This window comes from [Clostridium] scindens ATCC 35704 (genome assembly GCF_004295125.1).
Taxonomy (GTDB): Bacteria; Bacillota; Clostridia; order Lachnospirales; family Lachnospiraceae; genus Clostridium_AP; species Clostridium_AP scindens.
Genome location: NZ_CP036170.1, coordinates 202,812 through 218,666, shown reverse-complemented (window position 1 = coordinate 218,666; position 15,855 = coordinate 202,812). Strand labels below are relative to the sequence as shown.

Here is a 15,855-nt window from a genome sequence, read left to right as displayed (position 1 = left end):
TGTTTTCGCGCTGATGAAATAGAAAAAATATTAATTGGAGTGAAATGTTGAGCAAATGGAGAATTAGTGGTATGATAATGGAAAGAAAATGATGATTATTGCTTAGAGAAGGAGAGGATGCCGATGACTGTGGAAGAGATGAAAAGGCAAAAAAGAATGCTGGGATATACATATGACAAGATTGCTGAACTTTCTGGAGTGCCTCTTGGTACTGTACAGAAGATATTCTCAGGCGTAACGGAATCACCCCGATATGATACGCTTCAGGCGCTGGAAAAGGCATTTAAAAGTCAGGAAGGAGACAGGATTGAAGAGGCGGCAGCGAAGTACCGGGCAAGGCAGCAGGGGAATTATATCATAGAGGACTATTACGCATTACCGGAGGACAGAAGGGCGGAACTGATTGATGGAATCATCTATGATATGTCATCTCCTACTTCCGTGCACCAGTTGATAGGAGCAGAGATATGGGAACAGCTGAAGTCCTATATCCGGAACAGCAAGGGAAAGTGCGTGCCAATGCTGGCTCCTCTGGATGTACAGCTTGACTGCGATGACAGGACGATGGTACAGCCAGATGTACTTGTGGTCTGCGATCGCGAAAGAATTCATATGAACTGCGTATATGGCGCGCCGGACTTTATTGTTGAGATTATGTCCAAGACGACCAGGAAGAAGGATTCAATTTTAAAACTTAATAAATATATGAATGCAGGAGTCAGAGAATATTGGATGGTGGATCCGGAGAGCAGAAAGGTAGTCGTGTACGACTTTGCGCACGAGGAATACCCGGTTATTTACGGCGGGGAGGACAAGGTGCCGGTTGGGATTTTTGAGGGGGAGTGCAAAGTTGATTTTGGGGAAATATATGAATATATGAATTTTCTTTATGAATAATCGGGATAAACTTTGCTAAAAATCTATCATTTATTGACAATTCCATTGAAAAATGATACAAATGTACTATATGAATAATGGACTTGATAGAGGCGCGGATTTCATCAGTACTCAAAAGCCATAGCCCGGGCGGCTGCTTTAGAGGAAAGGGGAGGCCGCCGAAGGATGTGCATGGCCCGTATGCATGTTCTGGGACGTATGCATAAGATGCTGCGGACTGTCACAACAGTGGAGCGCTATCAGAGTATAATACAAGATTTTAGGTAGATTGAAGATTATGCCATGAGCGCGCCCGGATTAGCGTTGTTCATGGCATTTTTATATTCAAAGGAAAAGAGAGGAAATTTTACGATGAGAGGAAAGAAAAAAGCGGTATGGGGGATTCTGGCACTTCTTTGCATTCTTGCCTGCAGTACAATGACGGTATTTGCGGCTGATGAAGCGGCCGAATATGTCCCAAAGATGTATGCTTCCTTCTGGGCGCTGGTTCCGCCGATTGTTGCCATTGTGCTGGCATTAATCACGAAGGAAGTCTACAGTTCATTGTTTGTGGGTATTCTGATAGGAGGCATATTCTATTCAGGATTTACGTTTGAGAAGACGATTACGCATGTATTCCAGGACGGGATCGTAGGCGTGCTGTCTGACAGTTATAACGTAGGAATCCTGGTGTTCCTGGTGGTTCTTGGAATTATGGTCTGCATGATGAATAAGGCGGGCGGATCTGCAGCATTTGGACGCTGGGCAAGCACGCACATCAAGAGCCGTGTAGGTGCTCAGCTGGCAACCATCGTTCTTGGCGTGCTGATTTTTATTGATGATTATTTTAACTGTCTAACCGTAGGAAGCGTTATGCGGCCGGTAACGGATAAGCATAATGTGTCCCGCGCCAAACTGTCTTATCTTATCGATGCTACGGCAGCCCCTGTGTGCATCATTGCACCGATTTCATCCTGGGCGGCAGCAGTTACGGGCTTTGTGGAAGGAGAAGATGGATTCTCCATATTTATCCGTGCAATCCCTTATAACTATTATGCGCTGCTGACGATCGTCATGATGGTTGTCATTGTATGCTTGAACATCAATTATGGGCCGATGAAGCTTCATGAGGATAATGCGGTGAAGGGAGATCTGTATACCACGCCGGACAGGCCGTATGCCACGGCAGAGGAAGTTATAGATGAGACCGGAGGAAAGGTAATAGATCTGGTACTTCCGATTATTGCCCTGATCATCTGCTGCGTAATCGGAATGATCTATACAGGAGGATTTTTCTCGGGTTCAGGATTTGTAGAATCTTTCTCTAACAGTGATGCATCCGTTGGCCTTATGCTTGGAAGTTTCTTCGCATTTATCATTACGATTATCTTCTATGCGGCAAGAAAAGTACTGAGATTCAGTGAATCCATGTCTTGCGTGCCGGAAGGATTTAAGGCCATGGTACCTGCAATCCTGATCCTGACATTTGCATGGACGTTAAAGGCCATGACAGACAGCCTTGGCGCCGCAAAATACGTGGCGGGAGTAATGGATTCTGCTGCCAGCGGATTTGTGAATCTGCTTCCAGCCATCATTTTCCTGGTAGGATGCTTCCTGGCATTTGCAACAGGCACATCCTGGGGGACGTTTGGCATCCTGATTCCGATCGTTGTTGCCGTATTTGCTGGAACCAACGAAAGGATGATGATCATATCCATCTCCGCTTGCATGGCAGGCGCAGTCTGCGGAGACCACTGCTCGCCAATCTCTGACACTACGATTATGGCCTCTGCCGGAGCACAGTGCAACCATGTCAACCATGTGACGACCCAGCTGCCTTATGCAATAACGGTAGCGGCGGTTTCCTTCGTAACCTATGTGATTGCGGGATTCGTTCAGAATCCATTCATTTGTCTTCCGATAGGAATTGCCTTGATGGTGGCTACACTGCTGGTGATTAAGAATACAATAGGCAAGGAATAAAGAGAACATATCAAAGAGATAGAGACGTTATATAAAAGTCGTAGAGAAGGCCCGCAAGACGGGCCTTTTTCTAATACAGTGAAAAAGAATAATAAATCCGAAGAAAGACATGATATACAAAGTAAAGCCGTGGAATCAGGAGAAAATAAATGTTGCGCCTTCAACCATGTGCGAAAAGGTGTTATAATTGTTAGAAATGAGCGCGATGAAAGGAGATAGAAGAAGCTTTATGGGTGTCAAAGACTTAAATGCTTATCAAGTATTAAAAGAAGAGGACTTAAAGGGTATCAAAGCAAAGGGATGCCTTCTCAGACATAAGAAAAGCGGGGCGAGAATCCTGCTGGTAGAAAACGATGATGATAACAAGGTGTTCAGCATAGGCTTCAGGACGCCGCCGCAGGACAGCACAGGCGTGCCGCATATTATGGAGCACTCCGTCCTGTGTGGTTCCAGGAATTTTCCGGCCAAAGATCCATTTGTAGAAATGGTGAAAGGATCTCTGAATACATTTCTCAATGCCATGACCTATCCGGATAAGACGGTGTACCCGGTGGCAAGCTGTAATGATAAAGATTTCCAGAACCTGATGCACGTTTATATGGATGCGGTGCTTTATCCTAATATTTACAAGCATGAGGAGATCTTCCGCCAGGAGGGATGGAGTTATCAACTGGATTCGGTGGAAGATAAGCTTAAATATAACGGCGTGGTCTATAATGAGATGAAGGGGGCCTTCTCATCGCCAGAAGGCGTGCTGGACCGGGTGGTTCTTAATACACTCTTCCCGGATACTTCTTACGCCAATGAATCGGGCGGGGATCCGGAAGTAATACCAGAACTGACCTATGAGCAGTTTCTTGATTTCCACAGAAAATATTACCATCCATCCAACAGTTATATTTATCTGTATGGTGATATGGATATGGAGGAAAAACTGGATTGGCTGGATAAAGAGTATTTAAGCAAATTTGACTTTGTATCGGTAGATTCAGAGATAAAGTACCAGGATCCTTTTGCTAAAATTGTGGAGAAGGAGATTCCATATTCCATAGCAAGCGATGAATCTGAGGAGGATAACACCTATCTTTCCTACAATAAGGTAATCGGCACCAGTCTGGATAAAGAATTGTATCTGGCATTCCAGATTCTGGACTATGCATTACTGTCCGCGCCAGGAGCGCCGCTTAAGAAAGCGCTGACAGATGCGGGGATCGGAAAGGATATTATGGGGTCCTATGACAATGGGATCTACCAGCCTATTTTTTCCATCGTATCTAAAAACGCGAACCAGGAGCAGAAAAAGGCTTTTATTCAGGTGATTGAAGATGTACTCAGAGAGTGTGCAGATAAAGGGATCGATCAGAAAGCGTTGGAAGCAGGAATTAATTACCATGAATTCCGTTACCGGGAGGCGGATTTTGGAAATTATCCAAAAGGGCTGATGTATGGCCTTCAGATGATGGACAGCTGGCTCTATGATGATGAGAAGCCGTTCATCCATATCGAGGCGCTGGATACGTTTGAATTCCTGAAGAAGCAGATTGGAACCGGATATTATGAAGAATTGATCCAGAAATATCTTTTAGACAACACCCATGGCGCCATCGTGATCGTAAAGCCAGAGAAGGGCCGTACAGCTCAGAGGGACAGAGAACTGGAGGAGAAGCTGCAAGCTTACAAGAACAGCCTCTCGGCGAGGGAGCAGGAAGTGCTGGTGGAGCGCACCAAAGCGCTGGAAGCATACCAGTCTGCGCCGGATGATGAAGAAGACCTGGCGAAGATTCCAATTCTTAAAAGAGAAGATATTTCCAGGGATATCGAGCCGATCATTAATGAGGAGATGAATATTTCGGGGGTTCCAGTAGTCTTCCATGAGATAGAGACCAATGGAATCGGATATGTGGATGTGATGTTTGATCTGTCGGGAGTGACAGAAGAGATGCTTTCCTATGTAGGCATCCTGCAGTCTGTGCTCGGAATCATCGATACAGAACATTTTGAATATGGAGCATTGTTTAATGAGATCAATATGCATACAGGCGGCATTGGCACATCTTTAGAACTTTATTCGGATGTGACGAACGTGAGGGAGAAGGCCTTTAGGGCCACCTTTGAAATCAAGGCAAAGGCGCTGTATGCCAAACTCCCGGTGGCATTTGACATGATGGCGGAGATTCTAACCCAGTCGAAACTGGAGGATGAGAAGCGTCTGAAAGAGATTCTGGCGATGCTTAAATCCAGGCTTTTAATGAAGTTCCAGTCGTCCGGACATACGACTGCGGCGTTAAGGGCGATGTCTTATTCGTCCCCATCGGCCAAGTTAAAAGATATGACCAATGGAATCGAATTTTATGAGAAGATTGCCTATATCGAAGAACATTTTGAAGAAGAGAAAGGCAGGCTGGTTGAGAATCTTAAGAGCCTGGCAAGACAATTGTTCCGGGCGGACAATATGATGCTTAGCTATACGGCTGCAAAAGAAGGGCTTCAGGATATGGAGACGATGATATCATCCATGAAGGCAAGCCTGAATCATGAAGAGCCAAAGGATTCTCCATGCATGATCCACTGTCAGAAAAAGAATGAAGGGTTCAAGACGGCGTCGAAAGTCCAGTATGTAGCGAGGACCGGTAATTTTATTGACAATGGCGCATCCTATACGGGCGCTCTGCAGATATTAAAGGTCATCTTAAGTTATGAGTACCTGTGGCAGAATATCCGCGTAAAAGGCGGCGCATACGGCTGCATGAGCAATTTTAACCGCATCGGGGAAGGGTATTTCGTATCCTACCGTGATCCGAATCTCAGACGTACCCTGGAAGTATATGACGGAATCGTTGAATACCTGAAAGAATTTACCGTCAGCGAGCGCGATATGACGAAATATATCATTGGCACTATGAGCAACATTGATCAGCCGATGACGCCCGCAGCCAAAGGAGACCGTTCTATGAACCTGTATATGAACAAAGTCAGCGCCGAGATGATCCAGAAGGAAAGGAGAGAGATCCTGGAGGCAGGACAGGACGATATCCGCAGGCTTTCCAAGGTGGTAGAGGCAGTGTTAAAGGCAGACCAGCTGTGCGTAATCGGCAGCGAAGAAAAAATCGAGGAAGAAAGAAACCTATTTGGAACTGTGACAAGTTTTTAACGGGACGCGTAACATTTTTCACTTTTGCACGTAACACTTTTGAAAAATGTTACGTGCAAAAGTGAAAAATGTTACGTGTTAAATTAAAGGAGAACATATGAAGAAGGATTTTAAATCAGGATTTGTGACATTGATCGGCCGGCCAAACGTAGGCAAGTCTACACTTATGAACTATCTGATCGGCCAGAAGATCGCCATCACGTCCAATAAGCCCCAGACCACCCGAAACCGTATCCAGACGGTACTGACTACGGAGGAAGGGCAGATTGTGTTCGTGGACACGCCGGGGATCCATAAGGCCAAGAATAAACTGGGGGAATACATGGTAAATGTGGCGGAACGTACTCTGAACGAGGTGGATGTGGTATTGTGGCTGGTGGAGCCTACCACATTCATAGGCGCAGGGGAAAAGCATATTGCGGAGCAGCTTAAGAAAGTCAGCACCCCGGTCATTCTGGTCATCAATAAGATTGACAGCGTAAAGAAAGAGGAGATTCTGCCGGCTATCGCGACATACAAGGATATCTACGATTTTGCCGAGATTGTCCCGGTGTCTGCGAGGAACGGGAATAATACCGAGGAACTGCTTAAGGCGGTGATGAAATATCTCCCCTACGGTCCGCAGTTCTATGATGAAGATACTATTACCGACCAGCCGGAGCGCCAGATCGTGGCAGAACTAATTCGGGAGAAAGCGCTGCATTCCCTGCAGGAAGAGATCCCTCACGGGATTGCCGTGGCGATTGACAGTATGAAGATGAAAAATAAGGTCATGCATATCGATGCCACGATTATCTGCGAGCGCGATTCCCACAAGGGGATAATTATTGGTAAACAAGGAAATATGTTGAAAAAGATCGGCAGCACCGCCAGGTACGAGATCGAGAAAATGCTGGATTGCCAAGTAAATCTGAAACTTTGGGTAAAGGTAAAGAAGGACTGGCGGGACAGTGAATATCTGATGAAAAATTTTGGATATCGGGAAGACGAATAAAAAAAGGCTTCCATGGGAGACCCTAAACTTATCAACGGAGGATGAGGTGATTCTATGGAAGACAGATACTGGGAAAGTTTTACAAAGACTGGCAGTGTGACAGACTATCTTTATTACAGAGGAATGGACATCTGCCGGCAGGTAATAGAGCGCCGGGAGGCGGATAATGCAGGACAGACAGGTGGAATAGACAATGAATCAGGTTACCGTGACGGGGATGGTGCTGAAAGCATCACCTATAGGTGAATATGACAGGCGGGTTGTAATCCTGACGAAGGAAAGGGGCAAGATAACTGCCTTTGCCAGAGGGGCCAGGCGGCCCAACAGCTCGCTTGTAGGCGTGACTAGCCCTTTTACTTTCGGAGAATTTATGGTATATGAGGGGCGGACATCTTTTACGCTGGTGTCGGCCTCTGTTACCAATTATTTTTCGGAATTGAGGATAGATGTGGAGGGGGCTTATTATGGATTTTACTTTCTGGAATTTGCCGATTATTATGCCAGAGAGTATAACGATGAGACCCAGCCGCTGAAACTGCTGTACCAGACGCTTCGGGCTCTGACCAATCCGCATTTGGATAACCGTCTGGTCCGGTACATATATGAACTGAAGGCGGTGGCAATTAACGGCGAGGCGCCACAGGTGTTTAAATGCATCTGCTGCGGTGATAGGGAGCGCCCGGCCTTGTTCAGCGTCCGTAAGGGCGGGCTGGTATGCAGCGCCTGCTCGGGCAGGATTACGGACGGTATGGCGCTTAAGACGTCAACGCTGTATGCAATGCAGTATATCATCAGTTCCAATATTGAAAAATTATATACATTTACGGTAAAAGAGGAAATATTAGAGGAACTGGGCAAGGTGGTGCGCGCGTATCTGGACGTTTATGTGGACAGGCACTTCAAATCCTTGGAAATACTGGAAACAATTGTGGAATAAGACTTGAAAACCCCTGTGGTTAACTGTATAATAATTAACAATTATGAAACTATAGAAGGCGAGGAAGAGGATATGGTAGAAAAGACAATGGATAAGATCGTAGCATTGGCGAAATCAAGAGGATTCGTATACCCTGGATCTGAGATTTACGGCGGGCTTGCTAATACATGGGACTATGGAAATCTCGGCGTAGAATTGAAGAACAATGTAAAGAGGGCATGGTGGCAGAAGTTCGTTCAGGAATCCCCGTATAATGTTGGCGTGGACTGCGCGATACTGATGAATCCGCAGACATGGGTAGCCAGCGGGCATCTGGGAGGATTCAGCGATCCTCTGATGGACTGCAAAGAATGCCATGAGCGTTTTCGTGCAGACAAGATGATTGAAGAGTATGCGCATGCGAATGGACTGGATATCGCAGACAGCATTGACGGATGGAGCCACGAGCAGATGGAAGCCTATATAAAAGAGCATGAGGTTCCATGTCCGTCCTGCGGTAAGCATAACTTTACCGAGATCCGCGAGTTTAATCTGATGTTCAAGACCTTCCAGGGCGTTACAGAGGATGCAAAGAGTGTAGTGTATCTTAGGCCTGAGACTGCCCAGGGCATTTTCGTAAACTTTAAGAATGTGCAGCGTACGTCAAGAAAGAAGATTCCATTCGGTATCTGCCAGATCGGCAAGTCCTTCCGCAACGAGATTACGCCTGGAAACTTTACTTTCCGTACCAGAGAGTTTGAGCAGATGGAACTGGAATTCTTCTGCGAGCCTGGAACAGACCTTGAGTGGTTCAACTATTGGAAGAGTTTCTGCCTTAACTGGCTGGAGACTTTGGGGCTTAAGGATGATGAGGTACGCTATCGTGACCACTCGCCTGAGGAATTAAGCCATTACAGCAAGGCAACCACTGATGTGGAATTCCTGTTTCCATTCGGATGGGGAGAATTGTGGGGCATCGCCGACAGGACAGACTTTGACCTGACCCAGCATCAGAATACCTCCAAGCAGGATATGTCTTACTTTGATGACGAGAAGAAGGCCAAATATGTTCCTTACGTTATTGAGCCTTCACTTGGAGCAGACCGTATGGTGCTTGCATTCCTGTGCAGTGCATACGACGAGGAAGAACTGGAAGGCGGGGATGTAAGAACCGTCCTTCATTTCCACCCGGCGCTTGCGCCAATCAAGATCGGCGTGCTTCCGCTGTCTAAGAAGCTCAATGAGGGCGCAGAGAAAGTGTATGCCCAGTTAAGCAAGAAGTACAACTGCGAATTTGATGACCGTGGAAATATCGGCAAGCGTTACCGCCGTCAGGATGAGATTGGAACGCCATTCTGCGTAACTTATGACTTTGAGTCTGAAGAAGACGGAGCAGTTACCGTACGCGACAGGGATACCATGGAGCAGGAGAGAATCAAGATCGAAGACCTGGATGCTTATTTTGCAAAGAAGTTTGAGTGGTAAGAAGAAAATGCCGCTGTCCGATACGGCTCGATAAAGGCAACGAATAAAGAAAAAGGCAGAAGTCCTTCCGCAAAAGAAGGAATTTCTGCCTTTTGTGGGCTTAATGTGATTTCGGGCTGATTTTTGCATCTCTATACAATGAAGGCGGCATACTATATCTAAGAGCCTGTAGAGGCATTTTAAAAGGTATAAAGGCTATTCTGGGAACGGAAAGATGTACAGGCGGATGAAAAGGATCATGAATAGCGGACAAGGAGTAGCAACATGAGAAAAGCAGGGTTATTGATGCCGGTCTCTGCACTGCCATCGGATTATGGCGTTGGAGATTTTGGAAGGGGAAGCAGGGAATTCATTGATATTATGAAGGAGTGCGGACTGCACATCTGGCAGATTCTCCCAATGAATCCTTTGGGATATGGTAATTCGCCTTATCAGCCGTATTCTTCCTTTGCGGGAGATGAAATCTATCTGGATCTGGATGCATTGTCGGAAGAAGGACTTTTAAACAGGAAGCCTGCTCCATTTCGCAGAGAAGAGGCGAGGGTGGATTATGAAAAAGTGCGAGCATATAAGCGGAAATATTTGCAGGAAGCCTTCCAGAATTTCAGCCCGGATTCTGAATATGAGACGTTTAAGAAGCAGGAATGGGTATATCCCTATGCGGTATTCCTGACTCTTAAAAGACACAATGGCATGAAATGCTGGAATGAATGGAAGGAAGAACACAAAAATTGGATAAAAGACCGAGCGTTCGATATCAGCATCTATGAGGCGGAAACTTGCTTTGAGATGTTTGTCCAGTATGAATTCTACAGGCAGTGGAAGGCCCTTAAAAACTATGCAAATGTCAATAAGATAGAAATAATGGGCGACATACCATTTTATGTTGGATTGGATTCTCTGGACGTTTGGATGAATCAGGATGAATTCCTGCTTGGAGCAGATGGAAAACCGACGTTTATCGCAGGAGTTCCTCCGGATTATTTTAGTAAAGACGGGCAGCGCTGGGGCAATCCAATCTATAACTGGGAGCGTATGAAGGAGAATGGATTTGTCTTCTGGAGAAAGCGGTTTGGCTATAATGCAAGACTGTTTGATATCATCCGCATTGACCATTTCCGGGCATTCGATACCTACTGGAAGATTCCGGCGTCTTCTCCTACCGCGAGAGAAGGAGAATGGATCGAGGCGCCGGGCAACGCTTTGCTTGACGTACTTTTGAAAGACAATCCGGATGTCAGGATTGTAGCGGAAGACCTTGGAGATATGCGCCCGCAGGTATATGAACTCAGGGACGCATATCATCTGCCGGGCATGAAGATTATTCAGTTTACTTTCGATCCTATGGAACATAACAATCTGTTTGAGGATAGGGAAAATATGATCGTCTATACAGGAACACATGATAATGAGACTATAAAAGGATGGTTTGAAGGACAGCCCCGAGAGGTCAGATTGGCAACGGAAAGAGAATTATATGCATGGGGGTATGAGGAAGATTCCTTGGTGAAAAACTTTATCTGCTATACGCTGGACAATAAGGCGGATACTGCGATACTCCCAGTACAGGACGTGCTGGAACTTGATAATGCGGGGAGGCTCAATACTCCGGGCACGCTAGGAACGCCTAACTGGGAGTGGAGGCTAGCAAGTTTGGATAAATTAAAGGATAAAAAGGCATTTATAAGAAAAGCGCTGGCCAAAAGCGGGCGCGTAGAGGGAGGGAAGATGCCAGTTAGAAAAAGAAGGAGGCCTAATTGCAAAGAAGATAAAAAAGGAATATAATATACCATAGATTATTCGTATATGAGAGGGAGAGGGGCATGCTTCGAAAATTGACACGGGAAGAACTAGAAGAGAAAATTAGGAACCGGAAGACGGCAGAGCAACTGGATCTGCACGGTATTCTGCTGGAGGACATGGATTTATCAGGCTGGGATCTTCACAACATCAACTTTAATAAAAGCGATATCCGTAATGTGAATCTGGATGGAGCGAATATGGCTTATATTAAGGCTGACAACGCGTTTTTCGGAGGCTCGACCTTTAGGGGTACGAACCTTTCTGGAGCAGATCTGCACTCTGCTGACCTGCGGGGATGCAATATGGCCGGCGCAGATATCAGGGGTGCGAATATGCTGGCATCGGCTCTGGAGCGGGCAGATCTTACGGATATAAAGACGGATGAAAATACAAAATATTTTCATCTTTACTGCCCGGAGACGGAGCCATTCATTGGGTGGAAGGTGTGTTATGGCAGACGGATCGTGCAACTGCTGATACCAAGAGATGCAAAGCGAGTATCCGGAACCACCAACGAGGTGCGGTGCGACAAGGCAAAGGTGCTTACCATCAAGAGCGTGGATTACAAAGAGAATTACGAAGATGCCCACGCCTACGTGGATGAGAACTTTGTGTATCGAGCAGGCGAGATGGTATATGCAAAGAACTTTAACCCGGACCGCTTTGTAGATTCCGGGGGCGGAATACACGTCTGGATGACCCGGGAAGAAGCGATTGACTATTTAGGATAAATAAGACATATATCAATAAAAAGGCCACTGCGTAACTGGGTTTATATTACGCAGTGGCCTTTTTATATTGTATTAAATATTAGATTTTAGGATTTAACTCACGACCAACATATCTGTCTGGGTATTTTCTTCTGTCCAGAAGTTCTGCAGATGCTGTATAAAGCACGTCTGTAGAGGAGTTCAGGGCTGTCTCGCAGGAATCCTGGATAACGCCGATGATGAAGCCTACGCCTACAACCTGCATTGCAACGTCGTTCGGGATACCGAATAAACTACATGCAAGAGGTACCAGAAGCAGTGATCCGCCGGCTACACCAGATGCTCCACATGCGCTGGCTGCTGATACTATACACAGAATGATAGCGGTTGGGATATCAACGGAAATTTCAAGCGTATGTGCTGCGGCAAGTGCGAGTACGGAAATCGTGATGGCTGCACCACCCATGTTAATGGTAGCTCCCAGAGGGATTGAAATAGAATATGTATCTTCGTCCAGTCCTAACTCTTCGCAGAGCTTCATGTTAACCGGAATGTTGGCTGCGGAACTACGTGTAAAGAATGCAGTAATACCGCTGTCCTTGAGACATTTCAAAACCAATGGATATGGATTCTTGCGGTAGCAGATGAATACGATGATTGGGTTAACAACCAATGCTACGAAGAATACGCTTCCTACGATTACGAGGATCAGTCTTCCGTAGCCAAGCAGAACGCTGAGTCCCTGCTCGGAGATCGTATTGAAGATCAGGCCCATAATTCCGAATGGAGCACAGTTGATGACCCATCTAACGGCCTGTGATACCGCATCAGAGATGTTTTCCAATGCTTTCTTAGTGCCATCGCTTGCCTTTTTAAGAGCAAGGCCAAAGATAACCGCCCATGCTAGTATACCGATATAGTTTGCTTCTACGATTGAACCAACCGGATTTGCTACAATGTTAAGCAGAAGGTTGCTTAAAACTTCGCCGATACCGCCAGGTGCGGTCATATCCTCCACACTGTCTGTGAGTGTAAGCGTAATCGGGAATAAGTAACTGGCAGCAACTGCAACGCAGCCGGCAAGGAATGTACCTAACAGATAGAGGACAATTACAGTTTTCATATTTGTCTTCTGTCCTTTTCCCTGGTTACAAAGCGCACTCATAACAAGGAAGAATACAAGGATTGGAGCAATCGCCTTCAATGCTCCTACGAATAATTGACCCAGCATAGCAATAGGTGTAGCCTGTGGAACAACAAGACCTAGAATCAGACCGATTATCAAGCCGCAAATGATTCGTTTAACAAGACTGATGCTGTTCCATTTTGTGATGATGTTTTTCATTTCTCTCATTTCGCAGATATATTGACGCTTATATATCTGCTTTCCTCTCTTTCTTTTTAGTTTCGTTTTCCCCAACGTAAAACTATTATCTCATAAACTTGTGAATAATGCTACATAAATTAAAATTTAACAAACTTTTTTTGTAAATTAATAACATGAAAAAATGGGCGATTATGCAAAAAATAGGGAGTATTGTACAAGGAAATTTAGAATCCGTCATTGTATATGGAGAAAAGGGGTGCTATAATTAACACGAAAAGAATCGTCTGGGGTAGACGAAAAAAATTGGGAGGTTTTAATCATGGTAGAAATTAAGAATGATGGAATGATGTGGGCACTCGTAAAAGAAAAGCCGGAAGAAGGCTTATGGATGAAGAGAGTCCCAATTCCAGAAGTTGGGCCGAATGATGTTAAGATTAAGATTCACAAAACCGCGATTTGTGGAACAGATGTACATATTTACCAGTGGAATGATTGGGCACAGCATACAATTCCGATTGGCCTTACTGCAGGACATGAGTACGTTGGAGAGATCGTGGAAGTAGGAGACGGCGTACAGGGATTTAAGATTGGGGATCTGGTATCCGGCGAAGGCCATATTACTTGCGGCAAGTGCAGGAACTGTCTGGAAGGGCATAAGGAAAACTGTAAGGATGCAAAAGGCGTGGGCGTTAACAGAAACGGAGCATTTGCCGAGTATCTTGTAATTCCTTCCTCCAATGTATGGCCATGCAACCCGGCAATTCCGGAAGAGATGTATGCAATCTTTGATCCATTTGGAAATGCTACGCATACAGCCCTCTCTTATGAAGTTCTGGGCGAGGATGTCCTGATCGCGGGAGCAGGCCCGATCGGTATCATGGCAGCGGCAATCGTAAAGTTCTCTGGAGCAAGACATGTTGTTGTGACAGACCTGAACGACTATCGTCTGGATCTTGCAAAGAAATTGGGCGCAACCAGAACCGTTAATCTTAAGGAAGAGAAACTGGCTGATGTTATGAAAGAGATCGGCATGACAGAAGGATTTGACGTAGGACTTGAAATGTCCGGATCTCAGGCAGGACTTGCCGATATGATCCATAATATGAAGCACGGCGGAAAGATCGCTCTTCTGGGACTTCAGAGAACAGATGCTACGGTAGACCTTGAGACAGTAATCTTTAACGGACTGAACCTTAGAGGAATCTATGGAAGAAAGGTTTGGGATACCTGGTACAAGATGTCTACAATGCTTCAGGCAGGGCTTGATATTTCTGATATCATCACGCACCGCTTTGATATTAAAGACTACGAAAAAGGCTTTGAGGCAATGATTTCCGGAATGTCCGGAAAAGTCATCTTAGACTGGGCGCATGTTAATGATTAATAAATAAGAAAAAGGAAGGGTTGATACCAATGGCACGTAAAGACGATATTTTAAGCATTTATACGAAAGAAGTAGAGGATATTAAAGAGGCAGGCCTTTTTAAGGGCGAGGCTCCGTTCGTATCTCCTCAGGGAGCAAAGGTTACGATGGAAGACGGCAGAGAACTTCTCTGCATGTGCGCGAATAACTATCTTGGACTGGGCGACAGTCCGCGCCTGATCGAGGCGGCTAAGAAAACATATGATGAAAAGGGATATGGAGTCGCCTCCGTTCGTTTCATCTGCGGAACACAGGATATACATAAGAAGTTAGAGAAAAAGATTTCTGATTTCCTGGGAACCGATGACACGATTCTTTATTCTTCCTGCTTCGATGCTAACGGCGGATTATTTGAGACGATTCTTACAGTAGACGATGCAGTAATCAGTGACGAATTAAACCATGCTTCCATTATCGACGGCGTACGTCTCTGCAAAGCAAAACGTTTCCGCTATAAGAATAACGATATGGAAGATCTGGAAGCAAAATTAAAAGAAGCAGATGAAGCTGGAGCAAGAATCAAATTGATCGCCACTGACGGCGTATTCTCTATGGATGGAATCATCTGCAACTTAAAGGGCGTATGCGATCTTGCGGATAAGTATAATGCATTGGTTATGGTAGACGACAGCCATGCAGTAGGATTCGTAGGAAAGACAGGCCGTGGAACACCAGAATACTGCGGAGTACAGGGACGTGTGGACATTATCACAGGAACCCTTGGAAAAGCATTAGGCGGAGCGTCCGGCGGATATACGTCCGGACGTAAGGAAATCATCGACCTTCTTCGCCAGAGAAGCCGTCCGTACTTATTCTCCAACTCCCTTGCACCAGCAATCGCAGGCGCAAGCATTGAATTGTTCGATATGCTGGATCAAAGCACGGAACTTCGTGACCATCTGGAAGAAGTAACCGCATACTACCGCAAGGAACTGGTAGACAACGGATTCGATATTATACCAGGAACCCACCCATGCGTACCGGTTATGCTGTACGATGAGAAGACTGCGGCAGAATTCGCAAAACGCATGATGGATAAAGGCGTTTATGTAGTAGCATTCTCCTATCCGGTAGTGCCGAAGGGAAAAGCAAGAATCCGTACCCAGGTATGCGCAAGCCATACTAAAGAAGATATTGATTTTATCGTTAAGTGCTTCAAAGAAGTGCGAGAAGAGATGAAATAATGA

12 protein-coding genes and 1 riboswitch are annotated in these 15,855 nt (G+C 45.6%); of the genes, 11 read left to right on the top strand and 1 reads right to left on the bottom strand.

The window, feature by feature from the left end; genetic code table 11:
* The first annotated feature begins 123 nt into the window (after positions 1-123).
* The 9 genes from HDCHBGLK_RS01015 to HDCHBGLK_RS00975 all read left to right on the top strand — a co-directional run bounded on the left by HDCHBGLK_RS01015 (position 124) and on the right by HDCHBGLK_RS00975 (position 11,939).
* On the top strand, positions 124-897 hold the full coding sequence (locus HDCHBGLK_RS01015; protein ID WP_039909676.1) for a Uma2 family endonuclease: 774 nt from the start codon (positions 124-126) through the stop codon (positions 895-897).
* Positions 898-976: 79 nt separating this feature from the next.
* Positions 977-1,144: riboswitch (Lysine riboswitch) on the top strand.
* Positions 1,145-1,248: 104 nt separating this feature from the next.
* A complete protein-coding gene (locus HDCHBGLK_RS01010; RefSeq protein ID WP_009248784.1) occupies positions 1,249-2,859 on the top strand; it encodes a Na+/H+ antiporter NhaC family protein in 1,611 nt (536 codons plus the stop codon).
* A 229-nt stretch (positions 2,860-3,088) separates the two neighbouring features.
* A complete protein-coding gene (locus HDCHBGLK_RS01005) occupies positions 3,089-6,010 on the top strand; it encodes an insulinase family protein (protein WP_009248783.1) in 2,922 nt (973 codons plus the stop codon).
* A 97-nt stretch (positions 6,011-6,107) separates the two neighbouring features.
* Positions 6,108-7,004, top strand: a complete 897-nt coding sequence (gene era / locus HDCHBGLK_RS01000; protein WP_004606818.1) for a GTPase Era — start codon at positions 6,108-6,110, stop codon at positions 7,002-7,004.
* A gap of 54 nt (positions 7,005-7,058) precedes the next feature.
* Positions 7,059-7,250 carry a hypothetical protein gene (locus tag HDCHBGLK_RS00995; RefSeq protein ID WP_004606817.1) on the top strand — a complete coding sequence of 64 codons (192 nt, stop codon included), beginning with the start codon at positions 7,059-7,061 and terminating at the stop codon, positions 7,248-7,250.
* Positions 7,198-7,941 carry a DNA repair protein RecO gene (gene recO / locus HDCHBGLK_RS00990; protein WP_004606816.1) on the top strand — a complete coding sequence of 248 codons (744 nt, stop codon included), beginning with the start codon at positions 7,198-7,200 and terminating at the stop codon, positions 7,939-7,941. The genes HDCHBGLK_RS00995 and recO overlap by 53 nt, the downstream gene beginning before the upstream one ends.
* Positions 7,942-8,013: 72 nt before the next feature.
* Entirely contained in the window at positions 8,014-9,405 is a 1,392-nt protein-coding gene (locus tag HDCHBGLK_RS00985) for a glycine--tRNA ligase (protein WP_009248781.1), read from the top strand.
* A 264-nt stretch (positions 9,406-9,669) separates the two neighbouring features.
* Positions 9,670-11,190 (top strand): 4-alpha-glucanotransferase, encoded by a 1,521-nt coding sequence (gene malQ, locus HDCHBGLK_RS00980; RefSeq protein WP_004606814.1) that lies wholly within the window; start codon positions 9,670-9,672, stop codon positions 11,188-11,190.
* A gap of 38 nt (positions 11,191-11,228) precedes the next feature.
* Positions 11,229-11,939, top strand: coding sequence for a pentapeptide repeat-containing protein (locus HDCHBGLK_RS00975; RefSeq protein WP_004606813.1), 711 nt, complete (start codon positions 11,229-11,231; stop codon positions 11,937-11,939).
* Between the two features lie 79 nt (positions 11,940-12,018).
* On the opposite strand, the gene sstT is transcribed toward HDCHBGLK_RS00975, so the two are convergent.
* A complete protein-coding gene (gene sstT / locus HDCHBGLK_RS00970; protein ID WP_009248778.1) occupies positions 12,019-13,263 on the bottom strand; it encodes a serine/threonine transporter SstT in 1,245 nt (414 codons plus the stop codon).
* 301 nt (positions 13,264-13,564) lie between these two features.
* Between sstT and tdh the strand changes: the two genes are divergently transcribed.
* Positions 13,565-14,629, top strand: coding sequence for an L-threonine 3-dehydrogenase (gene tdh / locus HDCHBGLK_RS00965; RefSeq protein WP_004606811.1), 1,065 nt, complete (start codon positions 13,565-13,567; stop codon positions 14,627-14,629).
* 29 nt (positions 14,630-14,658) lie between these two features.
* Entirely contained in the window at positions 14,659-15,852 is a 1,194-nt protein-coding gene (locus tag HDCHBGLK_RS00960; RefSeq protein ID WP_004606810.1) for a glycine C-acetyltransferase, read from the top strand.
* Positions 15,853-15,855: the final 3 nt, after the last annotated feature.

Excerpts from the sequence above, each read along its gene's own strand:
- HDCHBGLK_RS01015 (WP_039909676.1), top strand. The coding sequence starts at position 124 with ATGACTGTGGAAGAGATGAAAAGGCAAAAAAGAATGCTGGGATATACA.
- tdh (WP_004606811.1), top strand. The coding sequence starts at position 13,565 with ATGGTAGAAATTAAGAATGATGGAATGATGTGGGCACTCGTAAAAGAA.
- HDCHBGLK_RS00960 (WP_004606810.1), top strand. The coding sequence starts at position 14,659 with ATGGCACGTAAAGACGATATTTTAAGCATTTATACGAAAGAAGTAGAG.
- recO (WP_004606816.1), top strand. The coding sequence starts at position 7,198 with ATGAATCAGGTTACCGTGACGGGGATGGTGCTGAAAGCATCACCTATA.
- era (WP_004606818.1), top strand. The coding sequence starts at position 6,108 with ATGAAGAAGGATTTTAAATCAGGATTTGTGACATTGATCGGCCGGCCA.
- sstT (WP_009248778.1), bottom strand. The coding sequence starts at position 13,263 with ATGAAAAACATCATCACAAAATGGAACAGCATCAGTCTTGTTAAACGA.
- HDCHBGLK_RS01010 (WP_009248784.1), top strand. The coding sequence starts at position 1,249 with ATGAGAGGAAAGAAAAAAGCGGTATGGGGGATTCTGGCACTTCTTTGC.
- HDCHBGLK_RS00975 (WP_004606813.1), top strand. The coding sequence starts at position 11,229 with ATGCTTCGAAAATTGACACGGGAAGAACTAGAAGAGAAAATTAGGAAC.
- HDCHBGLK_RS00995 (WP_004606817.1), top strand. The coding sequence starts at position 7,059 with ATGGAAGACAGATACTGGGAAAGTTTTACAAAGACTGGCAGTGTGACA.
- HDCHBGLK_RS01005 (WP_009248783.1), top strand. The coding sequence starts at position 3,089 with ATGGGTGTCAAAGACTTAAATGCTTATCAAGTATTAAAAGAAGAGGAC.
- malQ (WP_004606814.1), top strand. The coding sequence starts at position 9,670 with ATGAGAAAAGCAGGGTTATTGATGCCGGTCTCTGCACTGCCATCGGAT.
- HDCHBGLK_RS00985 (WP_009248781.1), top strand. The coding sequence starts at position 8,014 with ATGGTAGAAAAGACAATGGATAAGATCGTAGCATTGGCGAAATCAAGA.